General features: G+C 66.6%; 14 protein-coding genes and 1 tRNA gene. 12 read left to right on the plus strand and 3 right to left on the minus strand.

The window, feature by feature from the left end; genetic code table 11:
* Position 1 precedes the first annotated feature (1 nt).
* Positions 2-796 carry a protocatechuate 3,4-dioxygenase subunit beta gene (gene pcaH, locus ACFQDH_RS15665; RefSeq protein ID WP_382403350.1) on the minus strand — a complete coding sequence of 265 codons (795 nt, stop codon included), beginning with the start codon at positions 794-796 and terminating at the stop codon, positions 2-4.
* Positions 797-830: 34 nt separating this feature from the next.
* Between pcaH and ACFQDH_RS15670 the strand changes: the two genes are divergently transcribed.
* The 4 genes from ACFQDH_RS15670 (at position 831) to ACFQDH_RS15685 (ending at position 3,999) form a co-directional block, all read left to right on the plus strand.
* Positions 831-1,616, plus strand: a complete 786-nt coding sequence (locus ACFQDH_RS15670; protein ID WP_382403351.1) for an IclR family transcriptional regulator — start codon at positions 831-833, stop codon at positions 1,614-1,616.
* Between the two features lie 70 nt (positions 1,617-1,686).
* Positions 1,687-2,880, plus strand: a complete 1,194-nt coding sequence (locus tag ACFQDH_RS15675; RefSeq protein WP_382403352.1) for a 4-hydroxybenzoate 3-monooxygenase — start codon at positions 1,687-1,689, stop codon at positions 2,878-2,880.
* Positions 2,881-3,098: 218 nt separating this feature from the next.
* The gene (locus ACFQDH_RS15680; RefSeq protein ID WP_382403353.1) at positions 3,099-3,710 is read left to right on the plus strand and encodes a hypothetical protein; all 612 of its coding nucleotides are present in this window, start codon (positions 3,099-3,101) and stop codon (positions 3,708-3,710) included.
* Positions 3,711-3,795: 85 nt separating this feature from the next.
* Complete coding sequence (locus ACFQDH_RS15685) at positions 3,796-3,999, plus strand: hypothetical protein (protein WP_382403354.1); 204 nt, start codon at positions 3,796-3,798, stop codon at positions 3,997-3,999.
* Positions 4,000-4,046: 47 nt separating this feature from the next.
* On the opposite strand, the gene ACFQDH_RS15690 is transcribed toward ACFQDH_RS15685, so the two are convergent.
* On the minus strand, positions 4,047-4,292 hold the full coding sequence (locus ACFQDH_RS15690; protein WP_382403355.1) for an antitoxin: 246 nt from the start codon (positions 4,290-4,292) through the stop codon (positions 4,047-4,049).
* Between the two features lie 180 nt (positions 4,293-4,472).
* Between ACFQDH_RS15690 and ACFQDH_RS15695 the strand changes: the two genes are divergently transcribed.
* Both ACFQDH_RS15695 and ACFQDH_RS15700 read left to right on the plus strand, forming a co-directional pair.
* Entirely contained in the window at positions 4,473-5,531 is a 1,059-nt protein-coding gene (locus ACFQDH_RS15695) for an enoyl-CoA hydratase/isomerase family protein (protein WP_382403356.1), read from the plus strand.
* Between the two features lie 31 nt (positions 5,532-5,562).
* Positions 5,563-6,339 (plus strand): enoyl-CoA hydratase, encoded by a 777-nt coding sequence (locus ACFQDH_RS15700; RefSeq protein WP_382403357.1) that lies wholly within the window; start codon positions 5,563-5,565, stop codon positions 6,337-6,339.
* A 48-nt stretch (positions 6,340-6,387) separates the two neighbouring features.
* Here the strand turns inward: ACFQDH_RS15700 and ACFQDH_RS15705 are convergent, their stop codons facing one another.
* Positions 6,388-6,906: a MarR family winged helix-turn-helix transcriptional regulator gene (locus ACFQDH_RS15705; RefSeq protein ID WP_382403358.1), complete on the minus strand. Its 519-nt coding sequence runs from the start codon at positions 6,904-6,906 to the stop codon at positions 6,388-6,390.
* 126 nt (positions 6,907-7,032) lie between these two features.
* Between ACFQDH_RS15705 and ACFQDH_RS15710 the strand changes: the two genes are divergently transcribed.
* From ACFQDH_RS15710 to ACFQDH_RS15735, 6 genes are all read left to right on the plus strand, one after another.
* Positions 7,033-7,863, plus strand: a complete 831-nt coding sequence (locus ACFQDH_RS15710; RefSeq protein WP_382403359.1) for an aminotransferase class IV — start codon at positions 7,033-7,035, stop codon at positions 7,861-7,863.
* A 44-nt stretch (positions 7,864-7,907) separates the two neighbouring features.
* Positions 7,908-8,321 carry a TIGR02611 family protein gene (locus tag ACFQDH_RS15715; RefSeq protein ID WP_382403360.1) on the plus strand — a complete coding sequence of 138 codons (414 nt, stop codon included), beginning with the start codon at positions 7,908-7,910 and terminating at the stop codon, positions 8,319-8,321.
* Between the two features lie 86 nt (positions 8,322-8,407).
* Positions 8,408-8,481: transfer RNA gene (locus ACFQDH_RS15720), tRNA-Val, on the plus strand.
* A gap of 146 nt (positions 8,482-8,627) precedes the next feature.
* On the plus strand, positions 8,628-9,935 hold the full coding sequence (locus ACFQDH_RS15725; RefSeq protein WP_382403361.1) for an exo-beta-N-acetylmuramidase NamZ family protein: 1,308 nt from the start codon (positions 8,628-8,630) through the stop codon (positions 9,933-9,935).
* Positions 9,936-9,987: 52 nt separating this feature from the next.
* The gene (gene cofG / locus ACFQDH_RS15730) at positions 9,988-12,261 is read left to right on the plus strand and encodes a 7,8-didemethyl-8-hydroxy-5-deazariboflavin synthase CofG (RefSeq protein WP_382403362.1); all 2,274 of its coding nucleotides are present in this window, start codon (positions 9,988-9,990) and stop codon (positions 12,259-12,261) included.
* On the plus strand, positions 12,258-13,700 hold the full coding sequence (locus ACFQDH_RS15735) for a flavin-containing monooxygenase (RefSeq protein ID WP_382403363.1): 1,443 nt from the start codon (positions 12,258-12,260) through the stop codon (positions 13,698-13,700). Before cofG ends, ACFQDH_RS15735 begins: the two co-directional genes overlap by 4 nt.
* Positions 13,701-13,802: the final 102 nt, after the last annotated feature.

Raw genomic sequence — 13,802 nt, forward strand, 5'->3', positions numbered from 1 at the left:
CTCAGGACTCCTCCATCGGCGTGGGGTGACTGCCGGTCAGCACGATGTCCCAGGCGTAGCCCGTGGCCCATTCGTGCTGTGTCACGTCGTGGTCGTAGGTGGCGACGAGTCTTTCGCGTGCGACCGGGTCCACGACCGATTGATAGATCGGGTCGAGCGCGAAGAGCGGATCACCGGGGAAGTACATCTGGGTGACGAGCCGCTGGGTGAAGTCGGTGCCGAAGAGTGAGAAGTGAATGTGCGCGGGACGCCACGCGTTGTGGTGGTTCTTCCACGGGTAGGGCCCCGGCTTGATCGTGGTGAAGGTGTAGCGGCCCGCGTCGTCGGTGATCGTGCGGCCGACCCCGGTGAAGTTCGGGTCGACCGGAGCCGGGTGCTGATCACGCAGGTGGATGTAGCGGCCCGCCGAATTCGCCTGCCAGATCTCGACGAGCTGGCCCCGGACCGGGCGCCCGTCACCGTCGAGAACACGGCCCGTGACGACGATCCGTTCACCGATGGGTTCGCCGCTCGCCTGGATGGTCAGGTCTGCCTCGGCGGCGCCGATGTCGCGTTGGCCGAAGACGGGGGCATAGAGCTCGATCGTCTCCGGGTCGGCACGCTGGATCGCTTTGGTGGGATGGCGCAGGAGACTGCTGCGGTATGGCGCGTAGTCCAACCGGGGTTGTGTCTCGACAGTCGCCTGACGGGCGTATCCGTCTGCAATAGCTGCGATTTCGGCGGTGATGTCCGCTTGGCTGGACGACGCCGAGTCGGAGTCGTCAGCCGGTGCAGGCTGCTTCTTGTTCTCGCTCACGCTGCGACGGTAGCCGCGATGAGGTGCGCTGGGCTTGCTTGATCTTCCACTGGCCGGAAACATGGTCGGCATGGCCGGAAATTCATCCGTCGCGGGACGCTCGGTGACGAGTCGGGCGCTCGCGCTGCTCGGCGCCTTCGACGAGCGTCATCGTCAGCTCAGCCTGAGCGACCTCGCAGCGCGATCCGACCTTCCGCTGGCGACGGCACATCGACTGGTGAGCGAACTCGTGGACTGGGGCGCCCTGGCGCGCACGCCGTCGGGCTACGTGGTCGGACGTCGGTTGTGGGACGTCGGTCTCCTCGCCCCCGTCAACACCGGCCTGCGCGAGGTCGCCGCGCCATACCTGCATGACCTGTATGGCGCCACCCTCGCCACCGTGCATCTGGCCGTCCGCGACGGTGCGCACGTGCTGTATGTCGAGCGATTGTCCGGCCACGCCTCGGTGCCCGTGGTGAGCACGGTCGGTTCCCGGCTTCCGATGCATGCGACCGGCGTGGGAAAGGTGCTGTTGGCCTTTGCGCCCGAGGAGATCCACCGACAGGTCCTCGCGGACCTCCCGCGCGTCACGAGGTACACGATCAGTGAACCCGGCCGGTTGCAAAGGCAGTTGGACAAGGTTCGGGAGGACGACTTCGCGACCACCCAGGAGGAGATGAGTCTCGGCGCCTGCTCGGCTGCGGTACCCATCCGGGTGGGTGCATCCGTCGTTGCAGCGCTCGGCGTTGTGGTGCCAACGCTCAAGCGGGACCAGGCGCGGTTGGTCAGTGCGATGCAGGTCGCGGCGCGGGGGATCGGACGTAGCCTGCGGTCGGCGTGACCACGGACCGCTTCCACTGAATGGAAGCATTGGATGGCGCGGGCGGACCAGCCTCCCCAGAATGCGACACATGCCAACATGCACCCCGGAACGCACTCAGGTCGGCATCGTCGGTGCCGGCCCTGCCGGACTGATGCTGTCGCATCTGCTCGGTCGTGCCGGGATCGAGTCGATCGTGATCGACCTGCGCAGCCGCGACGAGATCGAGCACACCCACCGCGCCGGGATCCTCGAGCAGGGGTCCGTCGACCTACTCGTCGACCGCGGCGTGTCCGATCGGGTGCACCGCGATGGTTACCGGCACAACGGCATCGAGCTCGCCTTCGGTGGAAGTGGCCACCGTATCGATTTTCAGGGTCTGGCCGGCGCGTCGACCCAGCTGTATCCGCAGACAGACGTCTTCATCGACCTGGCGAACGCGCGTGAACGCGACGGTGGCGATGTGCGGTTCGCGGTCACCGACGTCTCGGTCGATGGCCTCACCTCGGATTCTCCGACCATCCGATTCACGGACTCGAACGGTGCCGCTCACGAGATCCGGGCCGACTTCCTGGTGGGCGCGGACGGGTCGCGCAGCCTCTGTCGCCATCAGGTCCCCGAGGCCGAGTGCACGCAGTACTTCCGTGAGTACCCGTTCGCCTGGTTCGGCATCCTCACCGAGGCACCACCGAGTGCTCCCGAGCTGATCTACAACCACTCGCCATACGGCTTCGCGCTCATCAGCCAACGCACTTCAAAGCTGCAACGCATGTATTTCCAGTGTGATCCGGGCGAGAACGTCGACGACTGGTCCGACGACCGAATCTGGGACCAACTACAAACGAGATTGGGCGCCAACGGTTACACGCTCAAGGAGGGGCCGATCACCTCCAAGACCGTGCTGCCCTTCCGCAGCTTCGTGCAGGAGCCCATGCACCACGGCCGTATGGCGCTCGCCGGCGACGCCGCTCACACGGTCCCACCGACCGGCGCCAAGGGACTCAACCTTGCACTCGCCGATGTGCGGGTGCTCGCCGAGGAGCTCGAGCGAGCGGTTCGCTCGCACGACGCGGCGCCGCTGGCCACGTACACGCAGCGAGCCGTTGCCCGGGTCTGGAAGTCTCAGCACTTCTCCTACTGGATGACCACGATGCTGCACACGCTGCCCGATGCCAGCCCCTTCGATACACGTCGCCAGGAGGGTGAGCTCGCCTCGGTCACCGGGTCGGTCGCCGGCTCCACGTATCTGGCGGAGGCATACACGGGGTGGCCGGGGAGCAAGTGACTGTGAGGCGTCGTCGTCGTCCATAGTCCGTGACGCTGTGAAACTGCTGACAGCCGGGCGTACCGCGAAAGCCGGGTTGATGGGCGATAACAACCCAGTTCTTGACGAAGTCTTGAAGGTCTTGACGGTTACTTTTCCGTAACTGCGCTTATAGCGTGGGTAGCCGCCGGGGTGACTCGGCGTAAGTAGAAACCTCGCTACGAAAGGGCACAACCCCCATGAGTTCAAACGACGATTTCGGGCAGGGTCAGGCCGACCAGAACCAGTCCGGCCAGGGAAATGAGCAGGGTTCCGGTGATGGCGGCTTCGGCGGCGGTCAGGACCAGGGTGACCAGCAGGGCTCTGGCCAGGGTGGTCAGGACTCGGGCCAGAACGACGGCGGCTTCGGCGGCGGTCAGGACCAGGGCGGTCAGGACTCAAGCCAGGGTGACTCCGGTGGCTTTGGTGGTCAGGACCAGGGTGGCCAGGACTCAGGCCAGAACGACGGTGGCCAGGACCAGGGTGGTCAGGACCAGGGTGGTCAGGACTCGGGCCAGAACGACGGCGGCTTCGGCGGCGGTCAGGACCAGGGTGGCCAGCAGGACTCCGGCCAGGGTGGTCAGGACTCCAGCCAGGGTGACTCCGGTGGCTTTGGCGGTCAGGACCAGGGCGGTCAGGACCAGGGTGGCCAGCAGGGTTCCGGTGACGGCGGCTTCGGCGGCCAGCAGGACCAGGGCCAGGGTGGTGGTGGCTTCGGCGGCCAGCAGGACGAAGGCCAGTCCGGCGGCGGCTTCGGCGGCCAGGACGGGAACGGCAGCCAGGACGGCAACGGCGGCTCGGACTTCTCCTGATCGAGCACTACCGTGAACTGGGGCGTCGACCGTTGGTCGACGCTCCAGTTTTCTCTTTGGCGGAACCCGATGGCAGAGGATACGAATGAGTAACGGGGCCAACGGATTCCGGTGGGAGAGCGCCGGAGAAGACGTCGTGGTCTATCACCACGGACGACGAGCGTCGACGCTACGTGGTGAGGCGGCTGCGAAGTTTCTTGAGCAGGTCGGCGCGGGCGACGAACAACTCCTCATGGCCCGGGTGACCGGCAATTACAAGCACGGGAACGAGCGCTCCGGCAATCGATGACGGCCCGCTGCGGCGGCACCGAAGGCGGCCGCCGCAGCCCGGCAGTGTTAGTTGCTGCCCTGGGTGTCGCCGGACTGCGTGCCCGCGTCCGGAGCCGGCTTGTCAGCCTGCTGCGGGTCGACACCGAGCTGCTTCTCGACCTGGTCCCCGGCGGAGTGGATCTGCGAGTCGTACTTCCCACCGGTCTTGGAGCTGATGGTGTCCTCAGCCTTGGTGAGGCCGTCACGCACCTTGGTGGGGTTCTTGCGAGCAAAGTCTTTCGCCTTGTTGAGAAGGCTTCCGAAGTCGACCATCTGATTTCTCCTTGAGTCGGTAACGGGCCGGAGGGACCGACCGCTCGGCACTGTAGACCAGCCGCCCGGACGCGCCCCCACCCGTCGGTATGTCGGATCGGACTGCATTCAGACCGGTCGTTACCGTGCTGGCAGCGGCTGCGAATTTTACGCCACCAACATCGACGAAAGCTGGGACTGATGACGTCAACGCGCGATGCGGCAGAACCCACCGTGCTGGTCCGGGTCGAAGGATCTGTTGGCCGGCTGACCCTCAACCGGCCGCGTGCGATCAATGCTCTGAACGCCGAAATGGTTGACGTCCTCCAGCGCAACCTCGACGAGTGGGCGTCGGACCCGGCGATCACCGCCGTGGTGCTCGACGGGGCGGGCGAGCGAGGCCTCTGCGCAGGCGGTGACGTCGTTGCAATGCACTCCGACTCCGTCAGCGGCGGCACCGAGGTTCTGGACTTCTGGCGTGCCGAATACCTGCTGAATCACGCGATCAGCCAGTTTCCGAAGCCGTACGTCGCGATCATGGACGGCATCGTGATGGGCGGCGGCGTCGGCGTTTCCGCGCACGGGAACACCCGGATCGTGACCGAACGGTCGCGGATCGCCATGCCCGAGACCGGGATTGGCTTCGTTCCCGATGTCGGAGGCATCTTCCTGCTCGCGCACGCACCGGGGGAGACCGGCGCCCATCTAGGACTGACCGCCGGTCAGATGGACGGTGCGGATGCGATCGCTCTCGGCTTCGCAGATCACTTCGTGCCGTCGAGTGCACTGGACACCTTCACTGCTGCGGTCGTTGCCGACGGTGTGGACGCAGCCATCCTCGCGTATGCCGAAACACCCCACCAGTCAAAGGTTTTCGCCGCGCGTACCTGGATCGACGAGGTGTATGACGCCGACACCGTCGAGGAGATTGCCGAACGACTCGGGCGACGCACCGAGCCCGATGCGCAGGCCGCGGCAGCAGCGCTCGCCGGAAAGTCGCCGACGGCACTCAAAGCCACGCTCCGATCGCTGCGGGAGGCACGAGCGACCGATTCCCTTGAGGACGTGCTCAATCAGGACTTCCGCGCCGTGTCGCACGCGCTGCGAACCCACGACCTGGCCGAAGGTATCCGGGCGCAGGTCATCGACAAGGACCGGAACCCGCGGTGGTCGCCGGCAACGCTGGCAGAAGTCGACGCTGCGATGGTCGATGCCTACTTCGCGCCGGTGGACCACGAGCTCGGCTTGGGCAGGAACTAGCTGGGCCACTGACTGAACTACGATCGCGAGGGTGACGGACTACAAGACGATTCTGGTGGAGCGCGACGGCCGCACCGCGACGATCACGCTCAACCGGCCCAAGGCCCTCAACGCGCTGAATTCCGAAGTGATGAACGAAGTGGTCGCCGCAGCCGAGGAACTGGACCGAGACGCAGACGTCGGCGCCATTGTCATCACCGGCTCTGAGAAGGCCTTTGCGGCCGGCGCGGATATCAAGGAGATGGCCACCAAGACCTTCTCCCAGGTGTATGGCGACAACCTCTTCTGGGGCTGGGAGCGACTCACTCAGGTGCGCACGCCGATCGTCGCGGCAGTGGCCGGCTACGCACTCGGCGGCGGCTGTGAGTTGGCCATGCTGTGCGATCTGATCATCGCTGCGGACACCGCGAAGTTCGGCCAGCCGGAGATCACGCTCGGCGTCATACCCGGCATGGGTGGTTCGCAGCGGCTGGCCCGCGCCGTCGGCAAGGCCAAGGCGATGGACATGGTGCTCACCGGCCGGCAGATCGGCGCGGACGAGGCCGAGCGCTCGGGCCTGGTCGCGCGAGTCGTGCCTGCCGACGAGTTGCTGACCACCGCTCAAGAGGTCGCCAACAAGATCGCCGGGATGTCGCTGCCGATCGCGATGCTCGCCAAGGACGCGGTCAACGCGGCCTTCGAGACCACACTCTCCGAAGGCGTCCGACTCGAACGGCGTTCATTCCATGCGGCATTCGCGACCGACGATCAGAAGGAAGGCATGGCGGCCTTCGTCGACAAGCGTTCGCCGAAGTTCACCAATTCTTAAAAGTTGCGGGTTGAGTAGCGACGAAGGAGCGTATCGAAACCTCGGCGCCTACCAGTTGGCTTCGCCGTCGAAATCGCCTGCTCCCTGGCGCAATCGGGCCAGAATGCGCAGCAGCGGCTCGAGGTCCTCGTCAGCGAGGCCCGGTTCTCCGAAGACGGTTTCGTTCAGCTGTTGCGTCGCCCTCAGTGACAACTCGTGGCCTTCAGGGGTGAGCTCGACCAACGTCGTGCGCCGGTCGGTCGGGTGGGGAGTGCGTCGCACTAGTCCCACAGCCTCCAATCGGTCGACGGCGTTGGTAACGCTGGTCGGGTGCACCTGCAGGCGGGCGCTCGCCTTGGCCATCGGCAGTGCGCCGGTGCGCGTGAAGTGCAGGAGTGTCAGCAACTCGTAACGCGCGAACGTCAGGCCGAGCGGCTTGAGGACTTCCTCGACCCGCGCCAGGAAAATCTGCTGCGCCCGGATGACCGAGGTGATCGCCGCCATACCGTCGGCATACTCACCCCACCCGTGCGCGCTCCATTGTCGGCGTGCCTCGGCGATCGGGTCCTGGGGCAACGGGCTCGGCATGCCGGTGATTGTTCCATCATCGGCCCGTATGCCGAGCCGACGTGCCGTGTCCAGCCGAACCAGCCGGCACCACGCCGCGCCGGAGTGACAGGATGAAGGCACCAATCACAAGCTTTGGAGGGTGACATGAGTGTGCGGGTCTGGGTGGACGGCGAGCTGGTCGGCGGCTTGCCCAGTGTGCGAGCGCTGGACCACGGAATCACTGTGGGGGACGGGGTGTTCGAGACCGCGAAGGTGGTCGACGGCAAGCCGTTCGCAATCGATCGACACAATGACCGCCTCGATCGCTCCCTGCACGGCCTCGGCCTGCCGTCCGCCGACCGCACCCGACTGCAGGAGGGTTTCGACGCCGTCCTCGCCGAGCCACTCGAGTTCGGTCGCCTGCGCTACACGGTGACCGCCGGTGAAGGCCCGCTCGGGTCCGACCGCAGCGACAGCCCGCTGACCTACATCGTCGCCTCGATGCCGGTCGCCCGCCCTGAGGCGGCCACCAAGATCGTCGTCGTGCCGTGGACCCGCAATGAGCGCAGTGCCGTTGCAGGCCTGAAGACCACCTCGTATGCCGAGAACGTCGTTGCCCTGGCAGCCGCGAAGAAGGAAGGCGGCACGGAGGCGATCTTCGCCAACAACCGCGGCGAGCTGTGCGAGGGGACCGGCTCCAACATCTTCGTCGTCGTGGACGGCGAGCTGCTGACACCAAAGCTGGAGTGTGGGCCACTGGCCGGCATCACCCGCGCGCTGACCATCGAGTGGAGTCGCGAGGCCGGCATCCCGGTGCGCGAGAAGGTCCTGCCCATCGGCGTGCTGGACACCGCCGACGAGGTCTTCATCACCTCGTCCACCCGGGACGTCCAAGCCGTCTCCGCAGTCGGCGATCGCGAATTGCCTGCACCGGGACCGGTCACCGCTGCGGCTGCCAAGGCTTTCGCGGACGCGTCGGCCGCGGGTCGCGACTGAGGAGCACCGTGGCCGGCCCGCCGCCTCAGGAGATGGATCGCTCCGTGGACGACAAGCTCCTCGAGGACCGGTTCGCTTGGCGCGCCCGGATCCGGGCGAATCCCACGACATACCTCTTCTATCGCATCGGGATCGGGATCCTCGGGCTGCTCGTCGTGGTCACCGGGATCATCCTGTTGCCACTGCCCGGGCCGGGGTGGGTGATCATCTTCGTCGGCCTCGGGATCTGGGCGACCGAATTCACCTGGGCCAGGCGGCTGCTTCGGTTCGCCAAGGCGAAGGTCCAGTTGTGGACGACCTGGATGGGTCGCCAGAACTGGTTCGTTCGCGGACTGGTCGGCCTGGCCGTCGTGCTGCTGGTGGCGGCCTGCTTCTGGCTGGTCTTCCTGGTCAGCGGTGTGCCCGGTTTTCTGCCCTCGCAGGTCAAGGACTGGCTCGGCTACCTGCCGGGGCTCTGAGCGTCACCCGATTATGCGGCGGCGCCCGGCGTCGGCTAATGTTGGCGCTCGCAGCGTGGACTGTATGACGGTTCGGCGCGGCACCCGGATGTGTAGCTCAGCTGGTTAGAGCGTTCGCTTCACACGCGAGAGGTCAGGGGTTCGAGTCCCTTCACATCCACCCCTTGAGAGCCCGGCCGGTCGGCCGGGCTCTTCGCGTTGGGCTGGGCGTCGTCTCGTGGCAGTTTTTCTCTTGCATCCTCGTTCGCCGACAAACAATTACGACGGTTCGCCCCATATGTCGTAACGGTGCGGCAGGCTCGGTGGATGAACAACACGAGCGATGACAACAGGCGTCTTGGCCGGCGCGGCTTCCTGGGTGCGGCGGCGCTCAGCGGTGCGGGAGCGCTGACGATCGGCGGCACGCAGCAGGCGAGCGCGGCAACGGCTCGACCTGGCCGGCATCGATTCCAATGTGGTGCCGATGTGGCGGCCGCCGACGGCTGGAAGGTCTTCGCCGGTCAGCGGATCGGGGTGATCACCAACCCGACCGGGGTCGTGAGGGACGGGCTGCGCAGCATCGTCGACGTGATGGTCGAGTCCGGAAAGGTCGAGATCGGTGGGGTATTCGGCCCCGAGCACGGGTTCCGCGGCACCGCCCAGGCCGGCCAGTCAGAGGAGACGTATGTCGATGAGCGCACCGGCGTGACGGTGTATGACGCGTATGGCGCGACGATCGACAAGTTCGCGAGCTATTACGGCACGGCGGGGGTCGACACGATCGTTTTCGACATACAAGACGTCGGCGCGCGGTTCTATACCTACATCTGGACGATGTACAACGCGATGGCTGCCGCAGCGAAGCTCGGCAAGCGATTCGTGGTGCTGGATCGGCCGAATCCCGTTGGGGGACAGGCGAAAGGACCGGTCCTGAAGGACGGCTTCACCTCAGGCGTCGGCCTCGACAAGATCGCCCAGCAGCACGGCATGACCGCGGGTGAGCTCGCACGGTTCTTCAACGGCGAGTTCATGACGACTGTCGCCGGGAAGAAGGTCGCCGATCTGGAAGTCGTGCAGGTGCAGGGTTGGTCGCCGGATGAGTTGTATGCCGACACGGGCGCACCCTGGATCCTGCCTTCACCTAACATGCCCACGCCGGACACGGCGTTGCTCTATCCCGGGTTGTGCATGTTCGAGGCCACCAACCTCTCCGAGGGCCGCGGCACCACACGGCCGTTCGAGCTGATCGGTGCGCCCTATGTGGATTACAAGTGGGCGCAGCAGTTGGCGGGTGAGCAGTTGCCCGGCGTGGAGTTCCGGGAGGCCTACTTCAACCCGACGTTCTCCAAGAACGCCGGGAAGGTCTGCGGTGGTGTCCAGGTGCACATCATCGACGCGGGTCGGGTCGACGCGATCCGCACGGCCACCACGATGATGACGGCACTGCGCGACCTGTATGACGGCTTCGACTGGCGCGGCGATGCCGGCCGCTGGATCAACCTGCTGACCGGGTCGGACCGCTTCCTGAAGATGTTCACCGCCGGCGACAGCGCAGCGCAGATCGTCGCGGCCTGGCAGCCGGAGTTGCAGGCGTTCGACCGGACCAGGAGGCAGTACCTGCTCTACCGCCGCTGAGTGGGCTGCGGGCACTGGACGGCGCACATGGCAGCGTGACTACGGTGGATCAATGCGGAGATGCGCCGACCTGACTGCCGATGCCATCCAGCGGCTGGAGACCCTCGCTGAGCCGTGGAGCCAGTTGTCGGAGTCGGAGGCGACGGCACTGCTCGGCGCCCGTGGTGAGGACCTCGAACGACTGCTGACCGTGGCTGGTGCCGTGCGCGACCAGGGCTTGGCGCGGGCTGGTCGCAGCGACGTGATCACCTACTCGCGCAAGGTGTTCCTTCCCCTCACCCACTTGTGTCGCGATCGTTGCCACTACTGCGTTTTCGTCCAGTCGCCCGGCAAGTTGGCAGCTGCCGGCATAAGCCCGTTCATGAGTCCGGACGACGTGCTGAAGGTCGCTCGCGCCGGCGCGGAGCTGGGCTGCAAGGAGGCGCTGCTCACTCTTGGCGACCGCCCCGAGACCCGGTGGGCGAGCGCTCGCGAATGGCTGGACAGCAACGGGTACGCCTCGACGCTGGACTACGTGGGGGCCATGGCGAAGCTGATCCTCGACGAGATGGGGCTGCTGCCACATCTCAACCCGGGAGTCATGTCCTGGTCGGAGATGCAACGGCTGAAGCCTTTCGCTCCGTCGATGGGGATGATGCTCGAGACCACCTCAACCCGGCTGTGGGACACCCCGGGTGAAGCGCACTTCGGGTCTCCCGACAAGGACCCTGGGGTGCGCCTGCGGGTGTTGGAGGACGCGGGTCGCTCGGCGATCCCGTTCACCACCGGCGTGCTGCTCGGGATCGGTGAAACACCGTCGGAGCGAGTGGACGCGATCCGCGCGATCGGTGAATCACACGCCCGTTATGGACACATCCAGGAGGTGATCGTCCAGAACTTCCGCGCCAAACCGGCGACCGCGATGATGGGCAGCGCCGATCTGGAGACTCAGGAGTATGTCGCGACGGTCGCGGTCACCCGCTTGCTGCTCGGCCCGGATATGCGGGTGCAGGCACCTCCGAACCTGACCGACCCGGCCGAGCTGTCGCTGCTGGTCCGGGCCGGCATCGACGACTGGGGTGGCGTGAGTCCGTTGACCCCGGATCACGTGAACCCGGAACGGCCCTGGCCGCAGATCACCGAGTTGGCCGAATACACGGCAGCCGAGGGTTACGCACTGCGCGAGCGGCTCACCACGCATCCGCACTACATCCGGGACGCTCGCGGCACGGCCGGTGGGCACGGCGACGGCTGGTTCGACGACCGCTTGTTCCCTCGGGTGTCGGCTCTCGCTGATGGCTACGGGCTGGCCCGGCGGGATGCCTATCTGGAGTCGGTGTTGCAGCGGGCCGAAGCGGATCCGGCTGGGCTCAGCGACGCCGAATATGTCGCCCTCCTGCATGCCGATGGTGATGACTTGGAGGCGCTCGCCGCACTGGCTGATCGGGTGCGCGCCGCCCATGCCGGTGACTCGGTGACGTATGCCGTGAACCGCAACCTCGACTCCTCGCTCGGGCTGTCGGAGGAGCGGATCACCGAACTCGTTGATGAGGCAATGTCGTTGGGCGCGACCGAGATCTGCGCGCAGGGACCTGTGCCAGCACGCCTCGGTGCTGCCGGCTATCTGGACTTCGCGCGGGCGGTGAAGCGGGCCGGACCGGTGCATCTGCACGCGTTCCGTCCGGTCGAGGTGCTCGACGGCGCGGCGCGTGCCGGTTTGGAGCTGTCCGAATGGCTGACCACCTTGGCGGGTGCGGGCGTCGACACCGTGCCCGGCACCGGCGCCCGGATCCTGGACGACACGGTGCGTGCCCGTCTCACCGCGGGCAAGGACATCCCGGTCAGCGAGTGGGAACGCGCCATCGTCGCGGCTCACGGCGCTGGGCTGCGGTCCACGGCGACCATGGTCTACGGGCACGTCGAGACCCCCGCACAGCAGGTTGAACACCTGCGGCGGATCGCGTCGATTGCGATGCGTACCAACGGATTCACCGAGTTCATTCCGATGCCGTGGCTGCCGACGGAGTCGCCGGTCCGGGTGGAGGGTCATCGTGGCGGGCCGACGCTTCGGGAGTCACGGGCGGTGCACGCGGTCGCCCGGCTGATGCTCACCGGCCACATCGATCACGTTCAGGCGGCGTGGACGAAGCTCGGCCTGCGCGGCGCTCAGCTGGTGCTCGCCGGGGGAGCGGACGACGTAGGCGGGGTGCTGCTGGACGGGGACCTGGACCCGCTCGCCGGCCCGGAGCAGGGTCGTGAACTGACTGTGGCGGACGTGCAGCGACTCGCCGCCGAGATCGGACGCCCCACCCGGCAGCGAACAACCACGTATGACGACGTGACATGACCGCTGAGAGCGCGGCAGCGGGCACGGCGATGCGGCAGGTCGCCATCGTCGGCGCGGGGATTGCCGGGCTGGGACTCGGCATACGCCTCAAGCGGTCCGGTCAGGATGATTTCGTCATCCTGGAGCGTGGCGCGGACGTCGGTGGCACCTGGCGGGACAACGTCTATCCGGGGGCTTCGTGCGACATACCGAGCACGTTGTATGAGTACTCGTTCCGACCGAATCCGTTGTGGTCACGGCGTTTTGCGCCCGGTGCGGAGATACATGAATACCTGCGTGAGGCGGCCGAGCAGGAGGGGCTCCTGCCACACCTGCGACTGAACTGCGCTCTGAACGAGGCCCGCTGGGACCCCGATCACGAGTGCTGGCAGCTGGACACGGCGAAGGGTCCGATCACGGCGCGCGCACTCGTGATGGCCGCCGGGCGACTTAGTGAGCCGCGCATGCCCCAGGTGAGCGGGCTCGGCGAGTTCGCCGGGAGGGCATTTCACTCATCCCGCTGGGATCACCGCTCGTTGGCCGGGCTGCGGGTCGGCGTCGTCGGAACCGGCGCGAGTGCGGTCCAGCTCATCCCCGAAATCGCCTCGGACGTCGAGTCTTTGGTTGTCTTCCAGCGAAGCCCGGCCTGGGTGCTGCCGAGGAACGACCGCGCCTACACGCCCACGGAAGCGCGGCCCAGCCGGTCCGAACTCGCTCGCGACGCCGAAGAGCTCTTCGCCGCACGGCTGCACGGCTCGCCAGCGGCGGCCGAGCTGGAACGGACCGCTCGAGAGCATTTGCACGGGCAGGTCCCGGCAGGCCGGCTGCGGGACCTTCTGACGCCGGACTACGAAATCGGTTGCAAGCGGGCGGTGTTCAGCAACACCTACTTTCCTGCCGTGCAGCGCTCGAACGTCGTCCTGGAGGCATCGGCACTGCAAGCGGTCGACCGGACGGGCGTGATGTCACTAGCTGGGCGGCGTTATGAGGTGGACGTGCTGATCTTCGCCACCGGCTTCGAGGCGACCCGGCCGCCGTTCGCGCGGATCGTCACCGGCCGCACCGGCAGCCTGGCGGAGCACTGGTCCACCGGCATGACCAGCTACGCCTCGACCGTGGTCCACGGGTTTCCCAACCTCTTCGTGTTGGACGGACCCAACTCGGCGCTCGGCCACCACTCCGCGTTCGAGGTCATCGAGGCGCAGTTCGACTACGTACTCGGAGCGCTCGATCACCTACGGGCAGGCGGGCATCCGCTGGAGGTCACCGAGACCGCCGAGCAGTCCTACACGGACCTCATCGACCGGCTGGCGGCCCGCACGGTGTGGCTGCACGGCAACTGCTCCAGTTGGTATCGGGACGGGTCGAGCGACCGACTGACCCTGGTGTGGCCCGAACGCGCCACCACGTTCCGCAGTCTCAACAGCACCTTCGACCCGACGGTCTTCATATCTCCATGAAGGCCCGAGATGATGACAACCACCACGCAGATTCGGATGGCGGCATACCCGCCCGGTATGCCGAAGGACGGTGATTTCGAGACGGCGTTCGAGCGGACCGGG

This window comes from Flexivirga alba (assembly GCF_042661025.1).
GTDB classification, from domain to species: domain Bacteria; phylum Actinomycetota; class Actinomycetes; order Actinomycetales; family Dermatophilaceae; genus Flexivirga; species Flexivirga alba.

Excerpts from the sequence above, each read along its gene's own strand:
- ACFQDH_RS15675 (WP_382403352.1), top strand. The coding sequence starts at position 1,687 with ATGCCAACATGCACCCCGGAACGCACTCAGGTCGGCATCGTCGGTGCC.
- ACFQDH_RS15680 (WP_382403353.1), top strand. The coding sequence starts at position 3,099 with ATGAGTTCAAACGACGATTTCGGGCAGGGTCAGGCCGACCAGAACCAG.
- ACFQDH_RS15685 (WP_382403354.1), top strand. The coding sequence starts at position 3,796 with ATGAGTAACGGGGCCAACGGATTCCGGTGGGAGAGCGCCGGAGAAGAC.
- ACFQDH_RS15690 (WP_382403355.1), bottom strand. The coding sequence starts at position 4,292 with ATGGTCGACTTCGGAAGCCTTCTCAACAAGGCGAAAGACTTTGCTCGC.
- ACFQDH_RS15695 (WP_382403356.1), top strand. The coding sequence starts at position 4,473 with ATGACGTCAACGCGCGATGCGGCAGAACCCACCGTGCTGGTCCGGGTC.
- ACFQDH_RS15705 (WP_382403358.1), bottom strand. The coding sequence starts at position 6,906 with ATGCCGAGCCCGTTGCCCCAGGACCCGATCGCCGAGGCACGCCGACAA.
- ACFQDH_RS15710 (WP_382403359.1), top strand. The coding sequence starts at position 7,033 with ATGAGTGTGCGGGTCTGGGTGGACGGCGAGCTGGTCGGCGGCTTGCCC.
- ACFQDH_RS15725 (WP_382403361.1), top strand. The coding sequence starts at position 8,628 with ATGAACAACACGAGCGATGACAACAGGCGTCTTGGCCGGCGCGGCTTC.
- cofG (WP_382403362.1), top strand. The coding sequence starts at position 9,988 with ATGCGGAGATGCGCCGACCTGACTGCCGATGCCATCCAGCGGCTGGAG.
- ACFQDH_RS15735 (WP_382403363.1), top strand. The coding sequence starts at position 12,258 with ATGACCGCTGAGAGCGCGGCAGCGGGCACGGCGATGCGGCAGGTCGCC.